The following is a 25614-nucleotide window of genomic DNA, read 5'->3' on the forward strand; positions in this document are numbered from 1 at the left end:
GGCCTTTCTGGGCTGAACAAGAAGACCCCTCCCTGTCGCTTCGCTCCGACCCTCCCCACAAGGGGGAGGGACAGGCCGAGCCAGCCGCACCGGCAAACAGAACAAAAGCCCTACCGAAGGCGAAACACCATGACCGACAACAAGACCGAAACCGCCCTCTCCTCCGACGCCACCGAAGTGCGCCGCCAGAAGCTCGACCTTCTGCGCGAACAGATCGGCGACGTCTATCCGGCGCATTTCCATCGCACGCTGACCAATGCGGAACTGGCTCAGAAATACGAGAGCCTGGAGCCCGACACCGAGAGCGGCGACGTCGTAACGGTTGCCGGTCGCGTCTATTCCTCGCGCAATTCCGGCATGTTCATGGACATCCATGACGCCTCGGGCAAGATCCAGATCTTCTCCCACAAGGACACGACGCCGGAAGTAGCGCGCGGCCTGCTGCCGATGATCGACATCGGCGACATCATCGGCGTCACCGGCGTCGTTCGCCGCACCAAGCGCGGCGAGCTGACGATCAATGCGCAACAGATCACCATGCTGACCAAGTCGCTGCTGCCGATGCCCGAGAAGTGGCACGGCGTCGCCGACGTCGAGATCCGCTACCGCAAGCGCCACCTCGACATCATGACCAACGAGGAATCCAAGCTGCGCTTCCAGCAGCGTTCGAAGATCGTCTCCGGCATCCGTCGCTTCATGGAAGAAGACGGCTTCATGGAAGTCGAGACACCGATGCTGCATTCGGTCTATGGCGGCGCGACTGCCGAGCCCTTCAAGACGCATCACAACACGCTGAAGCTCGACATGTTCCTGCGCATCGCGCCGGAACTGTTTTTGAAGCGCACGCTGGTTTCCGGCCTCACCGACAAGGTGTTCGAAATCAACCGCAACTTCCGCAACGAAGGCGTCTCCACCCGGCACAATCCCGAATTCACGATGATGGAGTGCTACTGGGCCTATGCCGACTACGAGGACATCATGGACCTCGTCGAGCGTATGTTCGCCGAACTTGCCATGAAGATCCACGGCTCGACCGAGTTTGCCTACGGCGACAAGGAACTGTCTTTCAAGGGCCCGTTCAGGCGCGTGCCGATGCCCGACGCCGTCAAGGAAGCCACCGGCATCGATTTCCTTTCGATCAAGACGGACGAGGAGGCCCGCGCCGCCGCAAAGGCTGCCGGTTTCGAGGTCGAGAAGGACTGGACCTGGGGCGAATGCCTCGCCTTCATCTTCGAGGAGAAGGTCGAGCCGACGCTGATTCAGCCCAGCCACATCACCCATTTCCCCAAGGACATCTCGCCCTTCGCCAAGGAAGTGCCGGGCGAGCCGCGCCTGGTCGAGCGCTTCGAGACCTATTGCAACACCTGGGAACTCGGCAACGCCTTTTCCGAGCTGAACGACCCGATCGAGCAACGTGCCCGCATGGTCGAGCAACTGGAACAGGCGCACGCCCGCGGCGAGAAGGCCAAGCAGCTTGACGACGAATTCCTCGACGCGATCGACCAGGGCATGCCCCCTGCTGGCGGGCTCGGCATCGGCGTCGATCGCCTGATCATGCTCCTGACCAACGCCCCGTCGATCCGCGACGTGATCCTGTTTCCGGCCCGGCGGGCGAAAGCGGACTGAGACAGCCGTCACCGCTCATCGCTTGCCCGGATGCCCCTAACCCTAACCCTCTCCCCGCACGCGGGGCGAGGGGACGTGACCCACGCAATGTCGAAAATTGAGGAAACGGTGCGGCATATCTTCCTTCTCCCCGCCTGCGGGGAGAAGGTGCCGGTAGGCGGATGAGCATCCCTGGCTTGCCAAATCCGACGCCGACTGATCGCTGCTATTTGATGAAGTAGTGCGGGGGTTTCACCCGCCGCGGCGTTGGTCGCTGGCTCTCAGTGGACCGACGCGGCCGCGTGCTCCTGCGGTGGGGCGGCTGCCTCGCCGTCACCGGATGCTGCCGCATGGTCTTCGCCGGCCGGCTCGCCCCCGGCGGATGCGATCGCGTTCTCGCCGGTGGCATCCGGGTCCAGACAGTCCGTCCGGTCGGCCATGGCGGTGACGATCCCCTTGATCTCGTCCAGCTTCAGCGCCTTGCGCTCGCCGTAGAACTCGCCGTTCTCCGCAGCCGTACCTTCCACATAGCTGGCCTGGAACGCTGCCGTCAGGCCGGCGATCTTGCCGGGCTCGCGCGAGAACAGGACCTCCGCGCCTATCGCCCGGCCGCGCATGCCCGCCCGCACGGCCGGCCCGGCCTCGTCGAGCAGGACGACCTGGTAGAGATCGGCGTGTTCCTGGTTGGAAAGCGCGCCGGCCACCCGCAGGGCCGTCTTGATGCGCATGTCGCCGTCCGCGGCATTCGCGCGGATGTAGCGGCGCAGCCATTCCTGGCCGTCGCGGCTCTGCCGTACGGTCATGATGGTGGTGCAGGCGACCCCTGAAATCCGCTCCGCGGGCGGGCCGAGGATGGCATCGCGGCCGACGAAGACAGCCACCGCTCCCGAGGCGCCGGTCAGCACGATCACGCCGGAAAGCAGGATCAGCACCTTCTTCGGCAGCCACAGATTTGACGGGAGAAGCCTCAACGGGACGCACCACTTTTTGAAGTGAAAAGGCCGCCCCAAGGAGGCGCGGGATCAATTTCACCGTATTTCCCGGCACGTTTCGGAAACCTTAAAAGTCGACGCGACAGGCGTCCGCGGTCCATTTCCCGCTTGCGATGGTTAACAGGCGGTCGCCAGCTCGGTCGCCTAAAAGGGCGATCTTGCGAATGATTTGCAATTGCATTGACATGCTGCGCTCGCCACCTATATTTGATTGCAACTCATTTGCAAAAGCGCTTAGGAAATTTGATGATCTTAGATCTGGCCCGGTCCGCCCTCCTCGCAGCAGCTTTGATCCTGGGCGGGGCCCCGATCGCTGCGGCACAGGAAAAGCCCAAGGTCGTCACGACCTTCACCGTCATCGCCGACATGGCCCGCAACGTGGCGGGCGACGCGGCAATCGTGGAATCGATCACCAAGCCGGGTGCCGAGATCCACAACTACCAGCCGACCCCGCGCGACATCCTCAAGGCGCAGGACGCATCGCTGGTTCTGTGGAACGGCCTCAACCTGGAGGTCTGGTTCGAGAAGTTCCTCGCCAATCTCAACGACGTGCCGAGCGCGATCGTCAGCGACGGCATCCAGCCGATGGGGATCAACGAAGGCCCCTATACCGGCAAGCCCAATCCGCACGCCTGGATGTCGCCGGAAAACGCGCTGATCTACGTCGAGAACATCAGGAAGGCGCTCGCCTCGGTCGATCCGGACAACGCCGCCATCTACGAGGCCAACGCGAAGGCCTACGGCGAAAAGATCAAGGCGCTTTCAGCCGAGATCAAGGCCGAGCTCGACAGGCTTCCCGAGGACAAGCGCTGGCTCGTCACCAGCGAGGGCGCGTTCAGCTACCTCACCCGCGATTTCGGGCTGAAGGAGCTCTTTCTCTGGCCGATCAACGCCGACCAGCAGGGCACGCCCAGGCAGGTCAAGGCGGTGATCGACGCGGTGCGCGAGCACGATATCCACGTCGTGTTCTCCGAGAGCACCGTCTCCGACAAGCCCGCCCGCCAGGTCGCCGCCGAAACCGGCGCCGCCTATGGCGGCGTCCTCTACGTCGACAGCCTCAGCGAGGTCGACGGCCCCGTGCCGACCTATCTCGATCTCCTGCGCGTGACGTCCGAGACCGTCGTGAAGGGCCTGTCGCAATGATCATGGGCGGACGCAGCAAGCCCGTGGACGGCATCGTCGCCGAGGACGTCACGGTCACGTACCGGACGGGCGTCACCGCTCTGAAGCATGCCAGCTTCTCCGTGCCCCGCGGCACGATCACGGCGCTGGTCGGCGTCAACGGCAGCGGCAAGTCCACCCTCTTCAAGGCGATCATGGGCTTTGTCCCGCTGGCCGGCGGCACGGTGACGATCCTCGGCATGCCGATCCGCCAGGCGCTGAAGAAGAACCTCGTCGCCTATGTGCCGCAGGCGGAAGAAGTCGACTGGACCTTTCCCGTGCTCGTCGAGGACGTGGTGATGATGGGCCGCTACGGCCACATGAACTGGCTGCGCATTCCCACCAGGCGCGACCACGAGATGGTGTCGGAGGCGCTCGCCCGGGTGAACATGAGCGACTACCGCAAGCGCCAGATCGGCGAGCTTTCCGGCGGCCAGCGCAAGCGCGTCTTTCTGGCGCGCGCGCTCGCCCAGGAGGGCCAGGTCATCCTGCTGGACGAGCCCTTCACCGGCGTCGACGTCACCACCGAGGAGCAGATCGTCGCGCTCTTGCGCACGCTGCGCGACGAGGGCCGGGTGATGCTGGTCTCGACCCACAATCTCGGCAGCGTGCCCGACTTCTGCGACCGCACCGTCTTCGTCAAGGGCACCGTGATCGCCTCCGGGCCGACCGCCGAGACGTTCAACGAGGCAAATCTCGAGCGTGCCTTCGGCGGCGTGCTGCGCCATTTCATCCTCTCCGGACAGGACCTGCACGACGACGAGGATCCCCGCCAGGTCAAGGTCATTTCCGACGACGAGCGGCCCTTTGTCATCTACGGCGAGAGGAAAAAGGACGCTGCCGAAGCGGAGAAGGCTGCAAAGTGAGCACGCTCCTCGAACCCTTCGGTTACGGCTACATGGTCAACGCCATGTGGGTCAGCGCGCTTGTCGGCTGCGTCTGCGGCTTCCTCTCCGCCTATCTGATGCTGAAGGGCTGGTCGCTGATCAGCGACGCGCTCTCGCACTCGATCGTGCCGGGCGTCGCCGGCGCGTATATGCTGGGCCTGCCGTTTTCCGCCGGCGCCTTCCTTTCCGGCGGGCTCGCCGCGGGCGCCATGCTCTTCCTCAATCACCGCACGAAGCTGAAGGAGGACGCGATCATCGGCATGATCTTCACCTCCTTCTTCGGCGTCGGCCTGTTCATGGTCTCGCTCTCGCCGACCTCGGTGAACATCCAGACCATCGTACTCGGCAACATCCTGGCGATCACGCCCTCCGACACGCTGCAACTCGCCATCATCGGCGGCCTGACCCTGCTGATCCTGCTGCTAAAGTGGAAGGACCTGATGGTCACCTTCTTCGACGAGAACCATGCCCGCTCGATCGGCCTGAAGCCGCTGGCGCTCAAGCTGCTGTTCTTCACGCTGCTGTCGGCCTCGACGGTCGCCGCCATGCAAACGGTCGGCGCCTTCCTCGTCATCGCCATGGTCGTGACCCCCGGCGCCACCGCCTATCTGCTGACCGACCGCTTCCAGCGGCTGATCGTCATCGCCGCCCTGCTCGGCGCCGGCACCAGCCTCGTCGGCGCCTATGCCTCCTACTTCCTCGACGGCGCCACCGGCGGCATCATTGTCGTGCTGCAGACGCTGATCTTCCTCACAGCCTTCGTCTTCGCCCCGAAGCACGGAATGATCGCGATCCGCCGCAAGGGCCGGCTGGCGCTCGAGCAGAAGGGAGGTGCGGCATGAGCGAGACACTCGAACTGCTGCTGCTGCCCTTCCGCCTCGGCTTCATGCAATATGCCTTTGCGGTGACCCTGATGATCGCCGTGCCGATGGCGCTGCTGTCGTGCTATCTCGTGCTCAAGGGCTGGTCGCTGATGGGAGACGCCGTCTCGCATGCGGTGCTGCCCGGTGTCGTCATCGCCTATGTCCTGGGCCTGCCCTTCGCCGTGGGCGCCTTCGCAGCCGGCCTCTTCTGCGCGCTCGCCGCAGGCTACATCCGCAACAACAGCCGGGTGAAGGAGGACACGGTGCTCGGCATCGTCTTCTCCGGCATGTTCGGGCTCGGCATCGTGCTCTATGTGGCGGTCGAATCCGACGTCCATCTCGACCACATCCTGTTCGGCGACATGCTGGGCATCGCCACGTCCGATCTGGTCGAGACCGGACTGATCGCGCTCGCCTGCACCGCCTTCATCCTCCTCTTCCGCAAGGACCTGCTCGTGCAGGCCTTCGACCGACAGCACGCCGCCGCGATCGGACTGCCCGTCCGCCTCCTGCACTATGGTCTCCTGGCCGTTCTCTCGCTCGTCGTGGTCGGCGCGCTCAAGGCGGTCGGCATCATCCTGTCGGTGGCGATGCTGGTAGCGCCGGGGGCAATCGCCGCCCTTCTCACGCGGCGGTTCGGCTCGATGCTTGCAGTGGCCGTGCTGGTCGCCGTCGGCGCCTCGATTGCGGGCATCTACCTGAGCTTCTTCCTCGACAGCGCCCCCGCCCCCACCATCGTCGTTTTGATGACGATCCTCTTCGTCTGCGCCCTCCTGTGGCAGGCCATCCGTGCCCGCGCTATCGCGCAGCGAGCAGACGGTCCCGCCATGCCCCGATAGCCGCACGCCGGGCCGTCGGGACCACACCAACCGGGAATTGAAACTGCCGCCACGCGCGGTCGACAGACTTTTCTTTTCCGTCTATCGTCCGGCCCGATCAGGAAAGGGCCCCCGGCACGCCCTTTCGGCGGACCAAAAGCAGGACAGGCATGACACATATCGGCATCGTCGGCGGCGGCATCATCGGCTGCGCCACGGCACTTCACCTTCTCGACCGCGGCCACCAGGTGACCATCATCGAGCGTGATGCCGGCGGCCTGCCGGCCTCGGTGGGCAATGCCGGCATCCTCGCCATTCCCGAGATCGACCCGATCGCCCGGCCCGGCATGCTGCTGTCCGCGCCCCGCTGGCTGCTCGATCCGCTGGGCCCGCTGGCGCTACGCTGGGGCGACGTACCCTCGCTGCTGCCCTGGCTCTTGCGCCTTCTCGTCGCCTCCCGGCCCGCGCAGGTCGAGCGCTCCCGCCGGGCTTTGACCTTCCTGATGAAGACGGCCACGGCCGACCACGCCGCCATGGCGCAGATGATCGCCATCACCGGCCATCTCCGACAGACGGGCGCCCTTTCGATCTTCGACACCGAGGCCGCGCGCGACAAGGCCTTTGCCCACGAGGTGGACAACGCCCGCATCCTCGGCGGCTACGACGTCGAGAAGCTCGATGCCGCCGAGACGCGCCGCCGCGTGCCGGCGTTGGCCGGCGAGTTCGCGGGTGCCGTCTACAATGCCGGCTACCAGACCTTCGAATATCCCCTGACCTTCCTGCGTCGCCTGCAGGCGACGATCCGCGAGCGCGCGTCGTTCATCGATGCCGCCGTCACCTCGCTCGCCTGGAGCGACGAAGGCATTTCGGTCCGGACCGAGGCGCAGAACACCCACGTCTTCGACAAGGTCGTCGTCGCCGCCGGCATCTGGTCCAAGCCGCTTGTCGAGCGGGTCGGCCTCCACGTCCAGCTTGAGACGGAGCGTGGCTACAACACCACCTTCGTCAACCCGTCGGTGACGCTGGAAATGCCGGTGTTCTTTTCCGAGCACGGCTTCGTGGCCACCCCCTTCGAGAACATGCTGCGCGTCGGTGGCGCCGTCGAGCTGGCGCGGCCGGAGACGGCGGCCAACTACGCCCGTGCGAGTGCGATGCGCAAGAAGATGCGCCGCTATGTGCCGGACCTGCCCGACGAAGGCGGCACCGAATGGATGGGGCGCCGCCCCTCGACGCCGGACTCCGTCCCAGTCATTGGCCTTCATCCGGGCGATCCGCGCATCGCATTTGCCTTCGGTCACGGCCACCTCGGCCTGACGCTCGCAGCCACCACCGGCCGCCACATTGCCGATCTGTTTGCCGGCGAGACCAACCCGGAGCTCGACGCCTTCTCGATCCGCCGCTTCCAGTAGCCGGCCCATAGAACCGAAAGATCCGCCTTCATGCAAAGGTCATATTCGACACCGATCCCGGCATCGACGACGCCATGGCGCTGCTGTTTTTGCACCAGCACCCCGAGATCGACCTGATCGGCATCACCACCGTCTTCGGCAACGCATCCGTCGAGACGACGACGCGCAACGCGCTGTTCCTGAAGCGCGAATGGGAAATCGCAGCACCCGTCGCCAAGGGCAACGGCAAGTCGTTCGACCCGATGCGCAACCCGGTCGACTGGCCGGTGATGATCCACGGCCATGACGGTCTCGGCAATATCGACGTGCCGGAGACGATCGACCTCCCCGTCGATCCCCGCCCCGCCCATCGCTTCATCATCGATACGGTGCGGCAAAACCCCGGCGAGGTGACGCTGATCGCCGTCGGCCGCATGTCGAACCTCGCCTTTGCGCTGAAGGAGGCCCCGGAGATCGCCACGCTCGTAAAGCAGGTGATCATCATGGGCGGCGCCTTCGACGTCCCCGGCAACATCACGCCCGCAGCGGAAGCCAACATCCACGGCGATCCGGAAGCCGCCGACGTCGTGATGACCGCGCCGTGGAAGGTGGTCGTCGTCGGTCTCGACGTGACGATGAAGACGGTGATGACGCGCACGCTCCTGAACGAGATCGTCGCGAAAGGCGGCGCACGGGCAAAGCTGCTCTCCGACATCTCCCAGCTCTACATCGACTTCTACGGTCGGCACGTGAAAGACGGCATGGTCGTGCACGACAGCTGCGCCGGCGTCTATCTCGTCGCACCGCATCTCTTCACCGCCCGCAGCGGCGCGATCCGCGTCGTCGCCGGCGGCATAGCCGACGGCCAGACGATCCAGAAACCGGACGGCCGCGCCTTCCCGCCCGGCAACTGGGACGAACTGCCAAGCCAACAGGCCTGCATCGGCATCGACGCCGAGGCGGTGCTGCGTTTGCTTGCCGAGACGCTGTCGCGCGCTGCCTGACGCCAACCGCTGGCTCCCTCTTCTCCCGATCGGGGAGAAGTGCCGAGCGAAGCGAGGCGATGAGGGGGGCTTCGCCGCAAACGCCACGCCCGCCACGCCCTCATCCGCGCTACGCGCCACCTTCTCCCCGCTGGGGAGAAGAGGTCCGGAGGCTCCGCTGCTGCCCTACTCCACCCGCTCGGGCAGCGCCCAGTCGATCGGCGGCCGGCCGTGGCTTTGCAGGAAGGTGTTTGCCTTGGAGAAATGGCGGCAGCCGAGGAAGCCGTTGTGCGCCGACAGCGGCGAGGGATGCGGCGCGCGCAGCACCAAGTGTTTCGCCTGGTCGACGAAGGCCGCCTTTTTCTGTGCGTACGAGCCCCAGAGCATGAAGACGACCGGTTGGTCACTCTCGTTGACGGCACGGATCACCGCATCGGTGAAGCGCTCCCAACCCTGCCCCTGATGCGAGGCGGCGCGGCCCATCTCCACCGTCAGGACGCTGTTGAGCAGAAGCACGCCCTGCCGCGCCCAATGCTCCAGAAAGCCGTGCCGTACCGGCGCGATCCCGAGGTCGGACGCGATTTCCTTGTAGATGTTGACGAGCGACGGCGGGATGCGCACCCCTGGGCGCACGCTGAAGCAGAGGCCGTGCGCCTGGCCCTCGCCGTGATAGGGATCCTGCCCGAGGATCACCACCTTCACGTCCTGGAGCGGCGTCAGGTCGAGGGCGCGGAAGTACTCGGCGCCCTTTGGAAAGATCCGCTTGCCCTGTTCCTTCTCGCTGACCAGGAAGCTCTTCAGCGCCGCCATGTAGGGGCTGGCGAATTCCTCCGAAAGCATCCCGCGCCAGCTTTCACCGATCCGCACCTCCGCACCCGTCATGCCGCTTCTCCACGCTCGTGCCTTCCCATTGGATAGCGCAGCCGCCGCAAAACCGAAACCGGCTTCCTACGATTTGCACCGTAGCCTGCGAACCGCCGCGGGTTGCCGAGAACCGCTCAACCAGCTTCCGGCGCCGGAACAGGACCGGTGCCCAGGCGTTGGGGAAAATTGAGCGATGCCGACGTGGCATCGCCAGTGCCTGGAAGGAGACGGCCATGCCGCGCGGAGACAAGTCGAGCTACACGGACAAGCAGAAACGGAAGGCCGAACACATCGCCGATGGCTATGAAGAGCGGGGCGTGTCGGAGAAGGAAGCCGAAAGTCGCGCCTGGGCGACGGTGAACAAGGAGGACGGCGGCGGCAACAAGTCCGGCTCCGGGCGCGGCAAGCCCGATACGCATGTTTCTGCCCGGAAGGGCGGCCGCAAGGGTGGCGCTGCGGCCGCCGGCAGGACCGCCGCCGAACGCTCCGCCTCCGCCAAAAAGGCCGCCGCCACCCGCAAGCGCAACGCGCAGAAAACCACCCATTGAACTTGAGGGCGGATGTCTGACCTCAGCGGATCAGGATCGCCCGGAAATCGTTGACGTTGGTGCCCGTCGGCCCGGTCGTGAAGATGTCGCCGGCAGCGTCGAAGGCGGTATAGGCGTCGTGGCCGATAAGCCGCGCGCGCGGGTCCTCGCCGGTGGCGCGCATGCGCCCGATCGAGCCGCCATCGGCAAAGGCGCCGGCATTGTGCTCCGATCCGTCGCGGCCATCGGTATCGGCAGCGAGCGCGTGGACGTTCTCCAAACCGTCGATGGCCATGGCGAAGGCCAGCAGGAACTCGCTGTTGCGCCCGCCCCTGCCAAAACCCTCCCCGCCGATCGTCACGGTCGTCTCCCCGCCGGAGAGGATCAGCACCGGGGGAGCAAATGGGCGGCCGCGCGTGCGCACCTCGCGGGCGATCGCCGCATGCATCAGGCCGATGTCGCGCGCCTCGCCCTCGATGGAATCCGACAGGATCACGGTCTCGATCCCGGCAGCGCGCGCCCTGGCGGCGGCGGCCTCCAGCGAGACGCGGGCGGATGCGATGACATGATGCGCGTGGCTGGCGAAGGCGGCATCTTCCGGGCCGGGAGCCGCGGCGGCCTCCGAATTAAGGTGCGCCATCACCCGCTCGGGCAGGTTCATGCGGTACTGGCGGACGATTTCCAGCGCATCCTGCGGCGTCGAGCCGTCCGGCACGGTCGGGCCGGAGGCAACATGAGCGGGATTGTCGCCGGGAATATCGGAAACGATCAGGCTGATCACGCGCGCCGGTGCTGCGGCATGGGCTAGCCGCCCGCCCTTGATCTGCGAGACGTGCTTGCGCACCACGTTCATCGCCGATATCGGCGCCCCGGAGGAAAGCAGCGCGCGATTGACGGCGATCTCGTCTTGAAGCGTCAGCCCTCCCGCAGGTGCCGGCAGCAGAGAGGAGCCGCCACCGGAGATCAGCGCGATCACGAGATCGTCCGCAGTCAACCCCCGGACCGTTTCCAGCAGCCGCGTCGCGGCCTGAAGTCCCGCCTCGTCCGGCACGGGATGGGCGGCCTGCAGCACGACGATCCTCTCCAAGCTCTCGACCGGACCGTGCTGGGCGACGACCACCCCCTCGATCGGTCCGTCCCACAGGCTCTCGAAGGCCTTCGCCATCTGGCTTGCCGCCTTGCCAGCGCCGACGACGATGGTGCGCCCCCTCGGGCGCTCCGGTAGGTGGGCACGAATGGCCGCCAGCGGATCGGCGGCCTTGACCGCTTCATCGAACAGGGAGGCGAGAAAGGCGCGGGGATCGTCTGTCATGACCGATCAATCGTCCGTTTCGAGATCGAAGACAAGGATCCCTTTCACGCCGTCGAGCGCGGCGGCCACGAGCTTGGCGCCGATCTTCTTGTGCTCTTCGTCCTCGAGATAGGCATCGCGGGCGAAGCTGTCGTCGAAGTCGACGATGAAGCCGTCGGAAAATCCCTTGTCCATGCCGGTCTCCGGACTGACGTTGGTGCCCGAATGGACCGCCAGCAGGCCGGGGATGCGGTCCTTGAGCGCTGCGATCTCGTCGAAGATCTCGGTCTTCGCCGCAGCGCCGATCGTCGGCTTGAAACGGATGAACACACAGTGGCGGATCATGCGGTGCTCCTATCGAATGTCGGCCCGGGCGCGCGCACGGGTGTCGTTGCGCTCGTGGGCGAAGATCTGCCGCGGCAGCGGCGGCAGGTCGCGAATGATGTCGGCGCCCTTCTCGCCCACCATGATCGTCGGCGCATTGGTGTTGCAGGAGGGCACGCGCGGCATGACGGAACTGTCGCAGACGCGCAGGCCCTCGAGCCCGTGCACCTTTAGGTCGAGCCCGACGACGGCATCCGCGCCCGAGCCCATCTTGCAGGTCCCCACGGGATGATGGTCGGTCTTGGCATTGGTGCAACCGTAGTCGAACAGGTCGTCATCGGTGACGTATTTGGGACCGGGCAGCCGTTCAGCAAGGATAAACGGTTTCAGCGCAGCCTGTTGCATGATCTCGCGGGCGACCTTCAGACCCTCGATCGACATCTTGCGGTCGTGCGGATCGGCCCAGTAGTTGGGGTCGATCAAGGGGGCTGCGGCAGGATCGGCCGAGGAAAGACGGACCGTGCCCCGCGAGCGCGGGTGCAAATAGGCCGAGTTCAGCGTGACGCCGGCGTTCTTCAGCCGCTCCACGCCAGCCTCGATGCCCGAACCGAGACCGAGGTGGAACTGGATGTCGGGCGAGCGCGCATCGGGATCGGCATACCAGAATCCGCCGGTCTCGAAGAGCGAAGACGCGACCGGGCCGGAGCGGAACAGCACGTATTGCAGGCCGGCCCAGAGCGTGCGGTGGAGCTTTGCCACGTTGTCATAGGTGTGGTCGCCGGTGCATTCGCAGATGACGAACAGGTCGAGATGGTCCTGCAGGTTCGAGCCGACGCCGGGCAGGTCGTGCTTTACGGTGACACCGGCGGATCTCAGATGTTCGGCCGGGCCGATCCCCGATTGCAGCAGGAGCTTCGGCGAACCGATCGCCCCCGATGTGACCAGCACCTCGCGCTCAGCCCGGATCGTCTCGATCCCCCGCACGGTGACCACTTCGACGCCGACGGCGCGGCTGCCTTCCAGCAAGATGCGGGCGACGCGCGCGCCGGTGCGGACCGTCAGGTTCCTGCGATCCTTGATGGGCAAGAGATAGGCAAGCGAAGCCGACGAGCGCCGGCGGTCGCGCTGGGTCAGTTGGTAGAAGCCGAGGCCGGCCTGCTGGCGGCCGTTGAAGTCGTGGTTGTAGGGAATGCCGAGTTCCTGGCCGGCCCGGATATAGGCATCGCAGATCGGCAGGCCCGAGACGGGCATCGAGACGCCCAGCGGACCTCCGTAGGAGTGATAGTCGTCGGCGAAGCGCTGGTTGTCCTCGGCGCGCTTGAAATAGGGCAGGACCGACCGGTAGTCCCAACCCTCGCAACCGTCTTCGCTGGCCCACAGGTCGTAGTCGACGGCGTTGCCGCGGGTATAGAGCTGGGCATTGATGGACGAGCCGCCGCCGATGACCTTGGCCTGCGTATAGCGCAGCACGCGGCCCTTCATGTGCTTCTGCGGCACGGTCTCCCAACCCCAGCTGGCAACGCCCTTCGTCATCTTGGCAAAGCCGGCCGGCATGTGGAACAACGGGTTCCAGTCGCCGCCCCCGGCTTCGAGCAGCAGGACGCGCACGCTCGGGTCTTCGGAAAGGCGATTGGCGAGCACGCATCCCGCAGGTCCGGCGCCGGTGATGATGTAGTCGTAAGCCATGCACGTTTCCTCAAAAGCCGATAACGGCGCGTCTTCCATTCCGTCGCAGCGCGTCTCATGGACACGCGCCCCTGCGGCGACTTCCCCCTCATCCGCCTGCCGGCACCTTCTCCCCGCCGGGGAGAAGAGACTTGCCGCACCGTTCCAGCGTCCCTTGGCCAAGCCGCTGGCCGGGCTCCCTCCCCTCGGGGAGAAGTGCCGAGCGCATGCGAGGCGATGAGGGGAACTTCGCCTCAAGCGCCGACACTCGCCATCCCCTCCCCCCAACGGAGCGGCGGAAAACTCACAGCCGCCCGATCGAAAGCCCTCCATCGAGGTCGAGCACCGATCCGGTGGCGAAGGCGAAGCGGCCGGAGGCAAGGGCTGCGACGGCGGCGCCGATGTCGTCCGGCTCGCCCCAGCGCTTCATCGGCACCAGTCCGCCTGCGATCAGGACGTCGTATTTCGAAGAGACGCCGGCGGTCATCTCGGAGCGGATGATGCCGGGACGGACCTCGAACACGGAAATGCCGGTATCGGCCAGCCGCAGCGCCAGCCCCTGGCTGAACGCGGCGAGCCCCGCCTTCGTCATGCAGTAGTCCAGCCGCTCGGGCGACGACAGCGAGGCCGAAACGGACGTGATGTTGACGATCGACCGCGGATGGGTGGCCGGTACCGCAAGCATCGCGTGCAGTACGGCCTGCGTGAAGAACACCGTGCCGCGCAGGTTGGTGGCGACGATCGCGTCGAAATTCTCAGGCTCCAGATCGAGAAAGTCGCCCCGCACCACCGAGGCGATACCGGCGTTGTTGACCAGGCAATCGATGCGGCCGAAAGCATCGACAATCGCCTCCACCGTATCCCTGTGGACCTCCACCGCCGCGAGATCGGCCTGGAAATAGACCGCTTTCGCTCCGGCCTTGCCGAGTTCGGCGAGCACCGTGTCGGTGCCCTCGTCCGAGGCGCCGATGCCGGTGATGGCAATGTCGAAGCCATCAGCCGCGAGCGCCCGGGCAATGCCGAACCCGATGCCGCGGCGCCCCCCGGTGACGATGGCCAGAGGGCGAGGCTTCCGATGGCGGGGCGAGCGAAAGGATGTCATTACGCCACGAGCTCCCTTGATCGGATGTGGTCGGCCACCCGCAGCGCTTGGGCTGCGACTGTCAGCGCCGGGTTGACCGCAGCCGAAGTCGGCAGGAACGAGGCATCGACGACGAACAGGTTCGGATGGTCGAACGAGCGGCAGTAGACGTCAAGCGGCGAGGTTGCCGGGTCGTTGCCGATCCGCACCGTTCCGCACTGGTGCGAGGGCGTGCGCTTGTCGAAGGCGCGCGACAGGACGATCGGAAATCCGGCCTTCTTCAGTACCGCCTTCAGCCTCGCCACCAGTTCCAGATGGGCGTCCCAGTTGGTGCGGGTCCATTTCAGCACGATCCTGTCGCCGTCCACCGTGATCCGACTTTCGGGGTGCGGCAGGTCCTCACTCATGGCGTAGAAATCGATCGCATGTCGCGAGACCCGCTCCAGCAGCCATTCCGGCACCGAGGGCATGTTGGCCTTGAGGATCTTCCCCGAAACGCGGCCAAGCAGCTGGACATTGCCGAGCGGCGCTCCGCCGGCGCCGTCGGAGAGATAGAAATCGTTGAAGCCGAAGGACTTCTGGTAGACCGAGGTGTTGCGATAGGACGGCGAGAGCGCGATCACCGCGCTCGAATTGTGGTTCATGAAGTTGCGGCCGACCTGATCGGACGAATTGGCAAGCCCGCGCGGGTTGGCCTCGCTGGCCGAACGCAGCAGCAGCGCCGCGGACTGCACCGCGCCGGCTGCCAAGATCACCAGCTTTGGCGAGACGCTGTGCTCATCGCCATCCCTGATGTAGCGGATGGTCGTGATCGAGCGGCCATGCGGCGCGGTGTAGAGGCGCGTCACGCGGCTGCCGGTCTGCAGCCGGACGTTCGGATATTTCAGGGCCTCGGCAAGTGCGGTCGTCTCGGCGTCCATCTTGCCGTCGTCGGCGTTCGGATGGGCGTCCCACGGTGTCTTCGCCTTCTTCAGCCAACGCTCGATATCGACGCCGAGCGGAAGCGCGTATGGGTGCATGCCCCCGGCCTTCAGCCGCTTCTTGACCTGCGCGATGGGCGGCTCGTCCGGTACGGGCGGAAAGGGATACGGCGCCGAGTGGAACGGCTCCGTCGGGTCCTCCCCCAGGCTTCCATGGACCTGGTAGAGCCTTTCGGCCGCCGAGTACCAGGGCTCCAGCTCCTCGTAAGGATAGGGCCATGCCGGCGAGACGCCCTCGCGGTGGCGCATCTCCAGGAAATCTTCGCGGCGGTAGCGCACGAGAACTGCGCCATAGAACTTCGAATTGCCGCCGACATTGTAGTAGTTGCCGGGATTGAAGCCCTCGCCGCCGGCCTCGTACCAGGTCTCCTTCGGGCGGAAGTGGCCGCGCTGGAAGATCGCGCGCTGGTCGCGGTTCTCCGGCCGGTCCTCGATGTGGCCGCCGGCCTCGAGGATGAGAATGCTGGCGCCGCTCGGCGCAAGGCCGGCCGCAACCGTTGCCCCGCCGATGCCGGAGCCGATGATGACGATGTCGGGCTGCGAGGTCATGGCTTCTTCTCAGGCGATGCGGCGCTGGCTGTCGGGGTCGAAGAACACCGCTTTGTCGAGATTGAAGGCGAGCCGTGCCTTCTGCCCAGCGGAGATGCGCGCGTCGGCGCGCAGGCGGGCGACGATCTCCTTGCCGCCGAGATGGGTGACCGCGAAGGTGTCGGCACCGGCGGGCTCGACCACCTCGATCAAGCAATCGCCTTGCGCAATCGTGCGGGCGTTGTGGTCGGCGCCCTCGGGATCGGTCAGCGCCTCCGGGCGGATGCCGAAGATCACCTCTTTGCCGCGATAGGCGCCGAGCCCGGACGGTGCGTGGTCAACGACAAGCCTGAGCGGCTCGGCCTCGGGGCGGGCGAGCGACACGGCAAGCGCGCTGCCGTCGCCTTCGACCTTCGCCTTCAAAAGGTTCATCGCCGGCGACCCCATGAAGTCGGCGACGAAGATGTTCGCCGGATTGTTATAGATCTCGGCGGGAGTCCCGAACTGCTGCAGCATGCCGTCCTTCAGCACGGCGATCTTGGTCGCCAGCGTCATCGCCTCGATCTGGTCGTGGGTGACGTAGACGATCGTCGTCTTCATGCGCTGGTGCAGGCGCTTGATCTCGGTGCGCATGTCGACGCGCAGCTTGGCGTCGAGGTTCGACAGCGGCTCGTCGAACAGGAAGAGCTTCGGATCGCGCACCAGCGCCCGGCCCATGGCGACACGCTGGCGCTGGCCGCCGGAAAGCTGGCCGGGCTTGCGATCGAGCAGGTGGCCGATCTGCAGCATGTCTGCGACCTGCTTGATCGCCTTGTCGCGCTGGTCCTTGGGCACGCCGCGGATCTCCATGCCGAAGGCGATGTTCCCGGCGACCGTCATGTTCGGGTAGAGCGCGTAGGACTGGAACACCATGGCGATGTCGCGCTTGGAGGGGTGCAGGCCGGCGACCGAGCGGCCGTCGATGGCGATGTCGCCGGAAGTGATCGGCTCGAGCCCCGCGATCGTGTTCAGAAGCGTGGACTTGCCGCAGCCCGACGGGCCGACGAGCACGAGGAAGCCGCCCTGCTCGATCTCCAGGTTGATGTCCTTGAGGATTTCCAGCGCGCCGTAGGACTTGCGAAGATTGCTGATCTTGAGAAACGACATGCTGGTCATCCTTTCACGGCGCCGGACATCAGGCCGCGGACGAAGTAGCGGCCGGAGACGATGTAGACGATGAGGGTGGGAAGGGCTGCGAGGATCGCGCCCGCGAAGTGGACGTTGTATTCCTTCACGCCGGTTGACGAGGAGACGAGGTTGTTCAGCGCCACCGTCATCGGCGTGGAATAGGGGCCGGAGAAGGAGGCGCCGAACAGGAAGTCGTTCCAGATGTTGGTGAACTGCCAGATGACGGAGACGACGATGATCGGCCCGGAGGACGGCAAGAGGATGCGGCGGAAGATCTGGAAGAAGCTCGCGCCGTCGATCTGTGCGGCGCGCACCAGTTCGGTCGGGAAGTTTTCGTAGTAGTTGCGGAAATAGAGCGTGGTGAAGCCGATGCCGTAGATCACGTGCACCATGATCAGCCCCCAGATCGAACCGGCGATCCCGAAGATGCCGAGCATGCGCGCCATCGGGATCAGCACGATCTGGAACGGGATGAAGCAGGAGAGCAGCAGCAATCCGAAGAAGATGTTCGAACCACGGAACGGCCATTTCGTCAGCACATAACCGTTCAGCGCGCCGATGATGGTGGAGATGGCGACGGCCGGCACGACCATCAGGATCGAGTTGATGAAGAACGGACGAAGGCCGGTCGGCTGCACGCCGATCTGTGCCGTCGACCAGGCCGACAGCCAGGGCTCGATCGTCCAGACCTGCGGCAGGTTCAGCATGCCGCCCTGGCGGATCTCCTCCAGCGGCTTGAACGAGTTGACCAGCATCACATAGAGCGGCAGCAGGTAGTAGAACGCGAAGATGATCAGCGCCGTATAGATGAGGGCGCGCGTGAGCCGGTCGTGGCTGATGACGTTGTCGGAGCTTGCAGCGCTCATCGGCCCTTGCCTCCACGGATTTCGGAATAGAGATAAGGGACGATGATCGAGAAGATCATGATCAGCATGATGATCGCAGACGACGCGCCGATGCCCATCTGGTTGCGGGTAAACGTGTAGGAATACATGAAGGTCGCCGGCAGTTCGGTCGCCTGTCCGGGGCCGCCGCCGGTGAGCGCGATGACCAGGTCGTAGGCCTTGATCGCAAGATGCGCGAGGACGACGAAGGCCGAAAGGAAGATCGGGCGCATCAGCGGGATGATGATGCGGCGGTAGACGGTCATGGTCGAGGCGCCGTCGATCTGTGCTGCCTTGATGATCTCGTTGTCGACGCCGCGCAGGCCGGCGAGGAACATCGCCATGACGAAGCCGGACGACTGCCAGACGGCGGCGATAACGACGCAGTAGATGGCGTAGTTGCGGTCCTTGATCCAGTTGAACGAGAAGCTCTCCCAGCCCCACAGGTGCATGGTGTTCTCAAGCCCGATACCCGGATCGAGGAACCATTTCCAGGCGGTCCCCGTGACGATGAAGGACAGCGCCATCGGATAGAGATAGATCGGCCGCAACAGGCCCTCGATGCGGATTCGCTGGTCGAGCAGGATCGCCAGCCCGAGGCCGAGCACGCTGCAGATGACGATGTAGAGCGAGGCAAAGATCGCGAGATTCGAGATCGCCCGCCACCAATGCGGCAGCGCCCAGAGCTTCACGTAGTTCGACAGCCCGACGAAGTTGAAGGAAGGCAGCATCCTGCTGTCCGTCAGCGACAGAAGCGCCGTATAGGCGATGAAGCCGTATACGAAGACGAGCACGATAAGAAAGCTGGGGGCGAGCACGAGCTTGGGAAGAAGCTCCTGCAGGCGCGAGCGGCTGTCCATGGGCGTTACCACCGTTAGCGTGAAATACAGATGCGAGCAGACTGCCAGAAGCGGATGTTGCAGGGCGCCTCTGCCCCTCATCCGCCTGCCGGCACCTTCTCCCCGCAGGCAGGGAGAAGGACACTGGTTGCGGCGTCTGCGTCCCCTCTCCCCGCTTGCAGGGAGAGGGTCAGGGTGAGGGGCAATCCGGCACTAGGCCGCCTACTTCGCACCCTCGACGGCGGCGACCAGTTCGGTGACGGCTTCCTCGGAGGAAAGCTCGCCGTTGAACTGGCGCGTGACGACGTCGTAGATCGCGTTCTTCACCGAGGCCGGATTGGCGTGGCCGTGGGCCATGGAGCCGTAGAGCGTGCCGCTGGTGTTGGCATCGGCCAGATCCTTGATGGCCTTCTTGCCGCAATCGTCGAAGTCGGTGTCAGGAACGTCGGTGCGGGCGGGGGCCGAGCCCTTGACCACGTTGAAGGCCGACTGGAAGGTCGGGCTTTCAATCGCCGAGGCCATGGCGAGCTGTGCCGGGACCTTGTCGTCGGCCACCTTGAACATGGCGAACTGGTCGGAGTTGAAGGTTACCGACCCCTGCGTGCCGGGGAAGCGCATGCAGACGAAATCCGCGCCCGGCTTCTTGCCGGCCTTCAGGAACTCGCCCTTGGCCCAGTCACCCATGAACTGCAGGCCTGCCTTGTCCTCGATGACCATGGCAGACGCCAGGTTCCAGTCGCGGCCGGAGAAGTTGTCGTCCACGTAGGAGCGCAGCTTCGTCATGCGGTCAAAGGCTTCCTTCATCTGCGGGCTGCCGAGCGTTTCGGGATCGAGGTCGATGAAGGCTTTCTTATAGAAATCATTGCCGAGCGAGAGCACGACCGCGTCGAAGATGGTCGCGTCCTGCCAGGGCTGGCCGCCATGGGCGACGGGCGTGATGCCCTGCTCCTTGAAGTTATCGAGCAGCACGATGAGTTCGTCCCAGTTGGCCGGCTCCTTGCCGCCCGCCTTGTCGAGGGCTGCCTTGTTGATCCACATCCAGTTGGTGGAGTGAACGTTGACCGGGGCGGCGATCCAGTGGCCGTCATACTTGGAGAACTGCTGCAGGGCACCGGGGACCACCTTGTCCCAACCTTCCTTGGCAGCGATCTCGTCAAGATTGCCGAGCGCGCCTTCCTTGGCCCAGTCGAGAATGTCGAAGCCGAGCATCTGCACGGCCGTCGGCGCGTTGCCGGCGGTGACGCGGGCGCGCAGCACGGTCATGGCCTCGGTGCCGCCGCCGCCTGCGACCGGCATGTCGGTCCAGCTGATCCCCTTGGATTCGAGGTCCTTCTTCAGGACGTCGAGCGCGGCAGCCTCGCCGCCGGAAGTCCACCAGTGAAGCACTTCCACGTTTTCCGCGGCCTGCGCCGCACCCGCCATCAGTGTCAGTGACATTGCAGTCGTCGTCAGAAACTTGCGCATCGTTTTCCTCCCAGCTAGCAAGTTGTATGGCGGAAGCCCTTCCGCCTCAGGGTGTATCCCAATCCGTGTCTGCAGTTTGTCTGTTGTGCGGCCTCCTCGCCGCTCTCCCAATTAAGATGTGACTGTCGCGCGCGCGTCAAGCGCCACTTCGGCATTGCTTAAATCGATTAACACTCCGCCTTTCGCTCATCGCGGCATCCACCAGTTGGTGCGCGCGCCGATGTGCATGTTGAGCGTCTTCGTCTCGGTATAGTCTTCCACCGCATGGCGACCCAGTTCGCGTCCCAGACCCGACTGGCGATATCCGCCGAAGGGCAGTTCGGAAGCGCCATCCATGAAGGTGTTCATCCAGACCGTACCGGCGCGGACGCGGCGGCCGATCGTAAGGCAGCTGTCGAAATCGCGGCTCCAGACGCCGGCGGAGAGGCCGTAGTCGGTGGCGTTGGCGATCCGGATCGCCTCCTCGGTCGTCTCGAAGGTGAGAACGGAAAGCACGGGGCCGAACACCTCCTCGCGCGCGACCGCCATGTCGGGCTTAACGCCAGAGAGGATGGTCGGCGCCATGAACTGGCCGAGGCCGAGATCGAGCGGCTCGCCGCCGAGTGCTACGCCAGCGCCCGCCTGCTGCGCTCCCGAAACGTAGCCGGCGATCTTCTCCAGATGCTGCGGCGTGATGATCGCGCCGACCTGCGTGGTCGGATCGAGCGGATCGCCGACCCGGACCTTCCCCGAGAGTTCGGCGATGCGGCCGGTGACCTCGTCGGCGATGTCGCGATGCAGGATGAGGCGGGAGCCTGCATTGCAGCATTCGCCGGCGTTGAAATAGGCGCCGAACACCGCCGCATCGATGAAGTCGTCCAGATTGGCGTCCGGGAAGACGATCTGCGGGTTCTTGCCGCCAAGCTCGAGCGAGACCTTTTTCAGCGTCTGCGCCGCGTTCGCCATGGTCAGCCGCCCGACGCCGGTGGAGCCGGTGAACGAAACCATGTCGACGTCGGGATGCGTCGTCATCGGCGCGCCGACCTCGGGCCCGGTGCCGGTGATGATGTTGACGACGCCTGCCGGAACACCGGCCTCCTGGAGGATTTCGCCGAGCACCAGCGTCGAGCCGGACGTCAGTTCCGACGGCTTGACCACCGTCGTGCAGCCGGCGGCCAGCGCGAAGGGAAGCTTCTGGCTGACGATCAGGAAGGGGAAGTTCCACGGCGTGATGATCGAGACGACGCCGATCGCCTCGCGCAGCACGACGCCGAGCGTGCCGTCGCCGAGCGTGTTGTAGCTCTCGCCGTGCAGGTCGCGGGCGAGCGCCGCCGCATAGCGCCAGATATCGACGGCGCCGCCGAGTTCGCCCTTCGCCTGGCTGATCGGCTTGCCGCTCTCGATCGCATCGAGGAAGGCGAGTTCCTCGGCGCGGGCGGCGATCAGGTCGGCCGCCTTGAGGAGGATGTTGGAGCGCTCGGCCCCGGTCATGCGCGGCCAGAAGCCGTCGTCGAAGCTGCGGCGGGCGGCGGCGATGGCGCGCTCGGCATCCTGCCGCGTACCGGCCTGATAGCGACTGACGGTGACGCCATGGCCGGGCGCGACGCGCTCCAGCGTCCCGCCGCCGTCGGTCTCCACCCATGCCCCGTCGATCAGCATGCGGAAGTCGCGCACCTTGTGGTTTTCGAGCGCCTTCGGCTTCACGATAGCAGTCATCACCATTCTCCCTTGAATTCCGCCGGGCGCTTGCCGGTAAAGGCGGCAACGCCTTCCTTCAGGTCCCCGGTCTTGGCGACGAGGATCGAGCCGAGGGCTTCCACTGCGCTGCCGTTGTCCTCGCCGTTGGCAACGGCGATCATCAGTTTCGAGACTTCGGTCGCCGCCGGTCCACGTGTCGCGATACGCGCCGCGTATTCCTTCGCCGCCTCGACGGATCGCCCGGTCTCCACGACCTTGTCGACGATGCCCAGTCCCGCAGCTTCCGCGGCTGTCAGAACCTCGCCGCCGAGCAGCATCCGGCGCACGGCCTGCGCACCGAAGCGTTTCACCAGCCGCTGCGTGCCCGACCAGCCGGGCACCATGCCGAGGCCGGCTTCCGGCAGGCCGATCTTCACCTGGGTTTCGGCGATGCGGATATCGGCGGCCGCGGCAAGCTCCAGCCCTCCGCCCAGCGCGTGGCCGTTGACGGCGGCGATCAACGGCATCCGCAGCGTCGCCAGCCGCTCGAACACGCGGTGGCCGAAGCGCACCCAAGCATGGCCGAATTCGTTCGGCTCCATGCCGCCCCAGGCCTTGATGTCGCCGCCGGCGGAAAAGGCCTTGCCTTCGCCGGTCAGGATCGCAACGCGAACGGCGGCGTTCGCCTCGACGGTGTCACAAGCGTCCGACAGTTCCTTCAGCATGCCGATATCGAAGGCGTTCAGCTTCTCCGGCCTTGCCACGGTGATGGTGGCCACGGCGCCCTCGACGGCGATCCTGATGCGCGGCTCAGACATGGCCCGCTCCCAGCGTGCGCTGTGCCTTGCGCGGCAGCGTCAGGCCGAGCGGCGCATCGGCAAAGAGCGCGCCATCCATCACCTTCAGGTTTTCGGAGACGATCAGCGGAAACTCCGACTGATCGAGGACATGCGCCTGCAGGTCGACGCCCGGAGCGATCTCCGTGAGCACGATGCCATCAGGCGTCAGCGTCATCACGCAGCGCTCAGTGACATAGGTGATGTCCTGCCCCTGCTCGATGGCGCGGCGGCCGGAGAAGGTCACGTGCTCGACTTCGTTGACCAGCTTCTTCAGCTTGCCTTCCTTCTCGATCACGAGCTTCCCGCCCTCGACCCCGAGTTTAGCGCCGGCGTTGAACATGCCGGAAAAGACGATCTTTTTCGCCCGCGCGGTGATGTCGACGAAGCCGCCGGCACCCGCCGTGACATGCGGGCGGAAGGAGAGCTTGGAGACGTTGACCGAGCCGTCGCGGCCGATCTCGAGGAAGGACAGCAGCGAGGCGTCGAAGCCGCCGCCCTGGAAATAGGTGAACTGGTAGGGCGAGGGCATGTAGGCATCGGCGTTCGAGGCACAGCCGAAGGCAAAATCGAGCAGCGGCACGCCGCCGACCGCCCCCTGTTCGATCACCCAGGTGACGTCGCCGTGCAGGCCCTCCTCCAGCAGGATGCGCGGCACGTTGGCGGAGATGCCGAAGCCGAGGTTGACGCAGCTTCCGGCTTCCAGTTCCTGCGCGACGCGGCGGGCGATCACCTTCTGGATGTTGAATTCCGGCACGCGGAAACTCTCCAGCGGACGCATGATCTCGCCGGAAATGGCAGGATCGTAGGGCGTCTGCGTCGTCTGCTTCTGGTCGGGATCGACGACGATATAGTCCACCAGCATGCCCGGCACGCGCACGTCGTGTGGCCGCAGCGCGCCTTCCTTGGTGATGCGTTTGACCTGGGCGATGACGATGCCGCCATTGTTGCGGGCGGCGAGCGCCTGGTCGAGGCCGCCGAGCGTGGCGCCCTCGTGCTCATAGGTGAGGTTGCCGCGCTCGTCGGCCGTCGTGGCGCGGATGATCGCCACCTGCGGCACGATCGCCGGAAAATAGAGCCATTCCTCGCCCTCGAACTCGACCTTCTTCACCACAGGCTGGTCGGCTGCCTTGTCGTTCATCGCGCAGCCCTGGCGGGACGGATCGACGAAGGTATCGAGGCCGACCTTGGTGAGCACGCCCGGCCGCTTGGCTGCCGCCTCGCGGTGCATGTCGAACAGGATGCCGGAGGGGATGTTGTAGGCGGGGATCTCGTTGCCGGTGACCATCTGCCAGATCAGCGGCGGCTCCGCCGTCGAAGGTCCGGACGGATAGGAACCGCCGATGATCCGTGCCAGCAGCCCCTTCCGGGCAATATGGTCCACGCCCCTGATGCCGCTCATATCGCCGGCGGCGATCGGGTGCAGCGTGGTGATGTCCTTCGGGTGGCCGGTCGCCTCGAACCGCTCGCCGATCGCCTTCAGCATCAGGTCCGGGCAGCCGAGGCCGGACGAAGAGGAAACCGAGACGACCGCGCCGTCCGGGATGAGGCTTGCCGCTTGCGCTGGCGAAATGTGCTTGCTCATGATGCTACTCGAGGTCTTACTTGATTGGTCGACAGTGTTTCCGTCTTCTCCCCGCCGGGGAGAAGGTGCCCGAAGGGCGGATGAGGGGGTCTGCAGGCACCGATTTTGCGGGAACGCGACAACGTCGTCTGGATCATGGGCCGCATCCTCATAGCCCCGGTTCGATCTTGACGGCTGTGCCGCTCTGCGCGGCCTGGACGACCGCGAGCCCTGCGGCCAGCGACCAGACGCCGTCCTCACCGGTGGCGGACGGCTGGCCCTTGCCGGCGATCGCGGCATGGAAGGCGGCAAGGCCGGTCTCGTAGAGATTGCGATGGTCGAGCGGCAGGTCGCGTTCGCCGTCCGCGTCGCGCAGCGTCACCGTGCCCACGGCCTTCTGGGTCATGACGTTGCGGCCGATCAGCGATCCCTCGCTGCCATGCACCTCCAGCCCCGTCTCGGCGAACTTCGTGGTGAAACCGTCGTGGAACTGGGCGATGACGCCGGAGCGAAACCGCAGCACGCCCATCACCGCATCCTCGAGCCCGGCCTTCGCCATGCCGCTTTGCTGGCTGAAGGCGACGGCTTCGACCGGATCGTCGCCGAGCACGAAGCGCAGCGTGTCGGTATCGTGCACCGTGATGTCGAGGATGACGCCACCGCCGGCCTCCGGCCTGTCGAGGCGCCAGCCCTGCAGGTGCGGCGGCAGGTAGACGGCGTGGAAAACCCGGGCGGCGAGCGGCCGGCCGATGCGGCCCGCCGCGATCGCGTCGCGCATGGCGCGATGGGTGGCGGCGTTACGCAGGTGATGGTTCGTCGCAAGGACCACGCCCGAATCCCTCGCGGCCTTGACCATGGCGCGCGCGTCTTCCAGCGAAGTGGCCAGCGGCTTCTCGCAGAGGACATGCTTGCCGGCGCGGGCCGCGGCGATCGCCTGATCGCGGTGCAACTCGTTGGTGGTGGAGATGTAGACGGCATCGATCTCATCGTCGCCGAGCAGGCCCTCCAGGCTCGTGACCGATTTCGCAATGCCCTGCTCGGCGGCATAGCCGCGACCGCGCTCCGCGCTGGTGCTCATGACGGAAACGACCTCGCCGCCGGTGGCGCGGATCGCTCCGATAACCCACTCACGCGCGATCGTGCTGGCGCCGATCAGTCCCCACCGTGTCTGAGCCTGTGTCGCCCGGGGCTGTGTCATGCGAGGTTCCTCCATCCCATGTCTTCCCTCCATCCCAAGTCTTCGTCTT

Annotated in this window: 23 protein-coding genes; 8 read left to right on the top strand and 15 right to left on the bottom strand. The window is 65.6% G+C overall.

Annotation, left to right across the window (positions count from 1 at the left end; translation table 11 throughout):
• Positions 1-129 precede the first annotated feature (129 nt).
• A complete protein-coding gene (gene lysS, locus GGQ64_RS13225; protein ID WP_183804935.1) occupies positions 130-1626 on the top strand; it encodes a lysine--tRNA ligase in 1497 nt (498 codons plus the stop codon).
• A 260-nt stretch (positions 1627-1886) separates the two neighbouring features.
• Here the strand turns inward: lysS and GGQ64_RS13230 are convergent, their stop codons facing one another.
• Positions 1887-2576, bottom strand: coding sequence for a hypothetical protein (locus GGQ64_RS13230; RefSeq protein ID WP_183804937.1), 690 nt, complete (start codon positions 2574-2576; stop codon positions 1887-1889).
• Positions 2577-2843: 267 nt separating this feature from the next.
• Between GGQ64_RS13230 and GGQ64_RS13235 the strand changes: the two genes are divergently transcribed.
• The 6 genes from GGQ64_RS13235 to GGQ64_RS13260 all read left to right on the top strand — a co-directional run bounded on the left by GGQ64_RS13235 (position 2844) and on the right by GGQ64_RS13260 (position 8718).
• The gene (locus GGQ64_RS13235) at positions 2844-3740 is read left to right on the top strand and encodes a metal ABC transporter substrate-binding protein (RefSeq protein WP_183804939.1); all 897 of its coding nucleotides are present in this window, start codon (positions 2844-2846) and stop codon (positions 3738-3740) included.
• A gap of 2 nt (positions 3741-3742) precedes the next feature.
• Positions 3743-4624, top strand: coding sequence for a manganese/iron ABC transporter ATP-binding protein (locus GGQ64_RS13240; RefSeq protein WP_183805450.1), 882 nt, complete (start codon positions 3743-3745; stop codon positions 4622-4624).
• Positions 4625-4656: 32 nt separating this feature from the next.
• Complete coding sequence (locus GGQ64_RS13245) at positions 4657-5487, top strand: metal ABC transporter permease (RefSeq protein WP_210300260.1); 831 nt, start codon at positions 4657-4659, stop codon at positions 5485-5487.
• On the top strand, positions 5484-6347 hold the full coding sequence (locus GGQ64_RS13250) for a metal ABC transporter permease (protein ID WP_183804943.1): 864 nt from the start codon (positions 5484-5486) through the stop codon (positions 6345-6347). The genes GGQ64_RS13245 and GGQ64_RS13250 overlap by 4 nt, the downstream gene beginning before the upstream one ends.
• Before the next feature lie 149 nt (positions 6348-6496).
• Positions 6497-7735, top strand: coding sequence for an NAD(P)/FAD-dependent oxidoreductase (locus tag GGQ64_RS13255; RefSeq protein ID WP_183804945.1), 1239 nt, complete (start codon positions 6497-6499; stop codon positions 7733-7735).
• 20 nt (positions 7736-7755) lie between these two features.
• Entirely contained in the window at positions 7756-8718 is a 963-nt protein-coding gene (locus tag GGQ64_RS13260) for a nucleoside hydrolase (RefSeq protein WP_343059480.1), read from the top strand.
• 165 nt (positions 8719-8883) lie between these two features.
• Here the strand turns inward: GGQ64_RS13260 and ung are convergent, their stop codons facing one another.
• Positions 8884-9579, bottom strand: coding sequence for a uracil-DNA glycosylase (ung, locus tag GGQ64_RS13265; protein ID WP_183804949.1), 696 nt, complete (start codon positions 9577-9579; stop codon positions 8884-8886).
• A gap of 215 nt (positions 9580-9794) precedes the next feature.
• On the opposite strand from ung, the gene GGQ64_RS13270 reads away from it, so the two are divergent.
• Positions 9795-10109 carry a plasmid stabilization protein gene (locus GGQ64_RS13270; protein ID WP_183804951.1) on the top strand — a complete coding sequence of 105 codons (315 nt, stop codon included), beginning with the start codon at positions 9795-9797 and terminating at the stop codon, positions 10107-10109.
• A gap of 22 nt (positions 10110-10131) precedes the next feature.
• Here GGQ64_RS13270 and GGQ64_RS13275 read toward each other — a convergent pair whose 3' ends face one another.
• The 13 genes from GGQ64_RS13275 to GGQ64_RS13330 form a co-directional block, all read right to left on the bottom strand.
• On the bottom strand, positions 10132-11400 hold the full coding sequence (locus tag GGQ64_RS13275) for a glycerate kinase type-2 family protein (protein WP_246422625.1): 1269 nt from the start codon (positions 11398-11400) through the stop codon (positions 10132-10134).
• 6 nt (positions 11401-11406) lie between these two features.
• On the bottom strand, positions 11407-11724 hold the full coding sequence (locus GGQ64_RS27790) for a Dabb family protein (protein WP_246422626.1): 318 nt from the start codon (positions 11722-11724) through the stop codon (positions 11407-11409).
• Between the two features lie 9 nt (positions 11725-11733).
• Positions 11734-13389: a GMC family oxidoreductase gene (locus GGQ64_RS13280; protein WP_183804953.1), complete on the bottom strand. Its 1656-nt coding sequence runs from the start codon at positions 13387-13389 to the stop codon at positions 11734-11736.
• Between the two features lie 283 nt (positions 13390-13672).
• Positions 13673-14470, bottom strand: a complete 798-nt coding sequence (locus GGQ64_RS13285; RefSeq protein WP_183804955.1) for a 3-ketoacyl-ACP reductase — start codon at positions 14468-14470, stop codon at positions 13673-13675.
• A complete protein-coding gene (locus tag GGQ64_RS13290) occupies positions 14470-15978 on the bottom strand; it encodes a GMC oxidoreductase (RefSeq protein ID WP_183804957.1) in 1509 nt (502 codons plus the stop codon). Before GGQ64_RS13290 ends, GGQ64_RS13285 begins: the two co-directional genes overlap by 1 nt.
• Positions 15979-15987: 9 nt before the next feature.
• Positions 15988-17103 carry an ABC transporter ATP-binding protein gene (locus GGQ64_RS13295; protein WP_183804959.1) on the bottom strand — a complete coding sequence of 372 codons (1116 nt, stop codon included), beginning with the start codon at positions 17101-17103 and terminating at the stop codon, positions 15988-15990.
• Between the two features lie 5 nt (positions 17104-17108).
• A complete protein-coding gene (locus tag GGQ64_RS13300) occupies positions 17109-17990 on the bottom strand; it encodes a carbohydrate ABC transporter permease (protein ID WP_183804961.1) in 882 nt (293 codons plus the stop codon).
• Positions 17987-18868, bottom strand: a complete 882-nt coding sequence (locus GGQ64_RS13305) for a carbohydrate ABC transporter permease (protein WP_183804963.1) — start codon at positions 18866-18868, stop codon at positions 17987-17989. The genes GGQ64_RS13300 and GGQ64_RS13305 overlap by 4 nt, the downstream gene beginning before the upstream one ends.
• Before the next feature lie 201 nt (positions 18869-19069).
• Positions 19070-20311 (bottom strand): ABC transporter substrate-binding protein, encoded by a 1242-nt coding sequence (locus GGQ64_RS13310; RefSeq protein ID WP_183804965.1) that lies wholly within the window; start codon positions 20309-20311, stop codon positions 19070-19072.
• Positions 20312-20497: 186 nt separating this feature from the next.
• A complete protein-coding gene (locus GGQ64_RS13315; RefSeq protein WP_183804967.1) occupies positions 20498-22006 on the bottom strand; it encodes an aldehyde dehydrogenase family protein in 1509 nt (502 codons plus the stop codon).
• A complete protein-coding gene (locus GGQ64_RS13320; protein WP_183804969.1) occupies positions 22006-22785 on the bottom strand; it encodes an enoyl-CoA hydratase/isomerase family protein in 780 nt (259 codons plus the stop codon). The genes GGQ64_RS13315 and GGQ64_RS13320 overlap by 1 nt, the downstream gene beginning before the upstream one ends.
• The gene (locus GGQ64_RS13325) at positions 22778-24388 is read right to left on the bottom strand and encodes an acyl CoA:acetate/3-ketoacid CoA transferase (protein ID WP_183804971.1); all 1611 of its coding nucleotides are present in this window, start codon (positions 24386-24388) and stop codon (positions 22778-22780) included. The genes GGQ64_RS13320 and GGQ64_RS13325 overlap by 8 nt, the downstream gene beginning before the upstream one ends.
• 148 nt (positions 24389-24536) lie before the next feature.
• The gene (locus GGQ64_RS13330) at positions 24537-25565 is read right to left on the bottom strand and encodes a Gfo/Idh/MocA family protein (protein WP_183804973.1); all 1029 of its coding nucleotides are present in this window, start codon (positions 25563-25565) and stop codon (positions 24537-24539) included.
• Positions 25566-25614 lie beyond the last annotated feature (49 nt).

The organism is Mycoplana azooxidifex (genome assembly GCF_014196765.1).
GTDB classification, from domain to species: Bacteria; Pseudomonadota; Alphaproteobacteria; order Rhizobiales; family Rhizobiaceae; genus Mycoplana; species Mycoplana azooxidifex.

Coding starts and splice junctions, on each gene's coding strand:
- GGQ64_RS13275 (WP_246422625.1), bottom strand. CDS start 11,400: ATGACAGACGATCCCCGCGCCTTTCTCGCCTCCCTGTTCGATGAAGCG.
- GGQ64_RS13310 (WP_183804965.1), bottom strand. CDS start 20,311: ATGCGCAAGTTTCTGACGACGACTGCAATGTCACTGACACTGATGGCG.
- GGQ64_RS13270 (WP_183804951.1), top strand. CDS start 9,795: ATGCCGCGCGGAGACAAGTCGAGCTACACGGACAAGCAGAAACGGAAG.
- GGQ64_RS13240 (WP_183805450.1), top strand. CDS start 3,743: ATGGGCGGACGCAGCAAGCCCGTGGACGGCATCGTCGCCGAGGACGTC.
- GGQ64_RS13300 (WP_183804961.1), bottom strand. CDS start 17,990: ATGAGCGCTGCAAGCTCCGACAACGTCATCAGCCACGACCGGCTCACG.
- GGQ64_RS27790 (WP_246422626.1), bottom strand. CDS start 11,724: ATGATCCGCCACTGTGTGTTCATCCGTTTCAAGCCGACGATCGGCGCT.
- GGQ64_RS13255 (WP_183804945.1), top strand. CDS start 6,497: ATGACACATATCGGCATCGTCGGCGGCGGCATCATCGGCTGCGCCACG.
- GGQ64_RS13315 (WP_183804967.1), bottom strand. CDS start 22,006: ATGACTGCTATCGTGAAGCCGAAGGCGCTCGAAAACCACAAGGTGCGC.
- GGQ64_RS13305 (WP_183804963.1), bottom strand. CDS start 18,868: ATGGACAGCCGCTCGCGCCTGCAGGAGCTTCTTCCCAAGCTCGTGCTC.
- GGQ64_RS13295 (WP_183804959.1), bottom strand. CDS start 17,103: ATGTCGTTTCTCAAGATCAGCAATCTTCGCAAGTCCTACGGCGCGCTG.
- GGQ64_RS13245 (WP_210300260.1), top strand. CDS start 4,657: ATGGTCAACGCCATGTGGGTCAGCGCGCTTGTCGGCTGCGTCTGCGGC.
- GGQ64_RS13250 (WP_183804943.1), top strand. CDS start 5,484: ATGAGCGAGACACTCGAACTGCTGCTGCTGCCCTTCCGCCTCGGCTTC.
- GGQ64_RS13325 (WP_183804971.1), bottom strand. CDS start 24,388: ATGAGCAAGCACATTTCGCCAGCGCAAGCGGCAAGCCTCATCCCGGAC.
- GGQ64_RS13285 (WP_183804955.1), bottom strand. CDS start 14,470: ATGACATCCTTTCGCTCGCCCCGCCATCGGAAGCCTCGCCCTCTGGCC.
- GGQ64_RS13235 (WP_183804939.1), top strand. CDS start 2,844: ATGATCTTAGATCTGGCCCGGTCCGCCCTCCTCGCAGCAGCTTTGATC.
- ung (WP_183804949.1), bottom strand. CDS start 9,579: ATGACGGGTGCGGAGGTGCGGATCGGTGAAAGCTGGCGCGGGATGCTT.
- lysS (WP_183804935.1), top strand. CDS start 130: ATGACCGACAACAAGACCGAAACCGCCCTCTCCTCCGACGCCACCGAA.
- GGQ64_RS13320 (WP_183804969.1), bottom strand. CDS start 22,785: ATGTCTGAGCCGCGCATCAGGATCGCCGTCGAGGGCGCCGTGGCCACC.
- GGQ64_RS13330 (WP_183804973.1), bottom strand. CDS start 25,565: ATGACACAGCCCCGGGCGACACAGGCTCAGACACGGTGGGGACTGATC.
- GGQ64_RS13280 (WP_183804953.1), bottom strand. CDS start 13,389: ATGGCTTACGACTACATCATCACCGGCGCCGGACCTGCGGGATGCGTG.
- GGQ64_RS13290 (WP_183804957.1), bottom strand. CDS start 15,978: ATGACCTCGCAGCCCGACATCGTCATCATCGGCTCCGGCATCGGCGGG.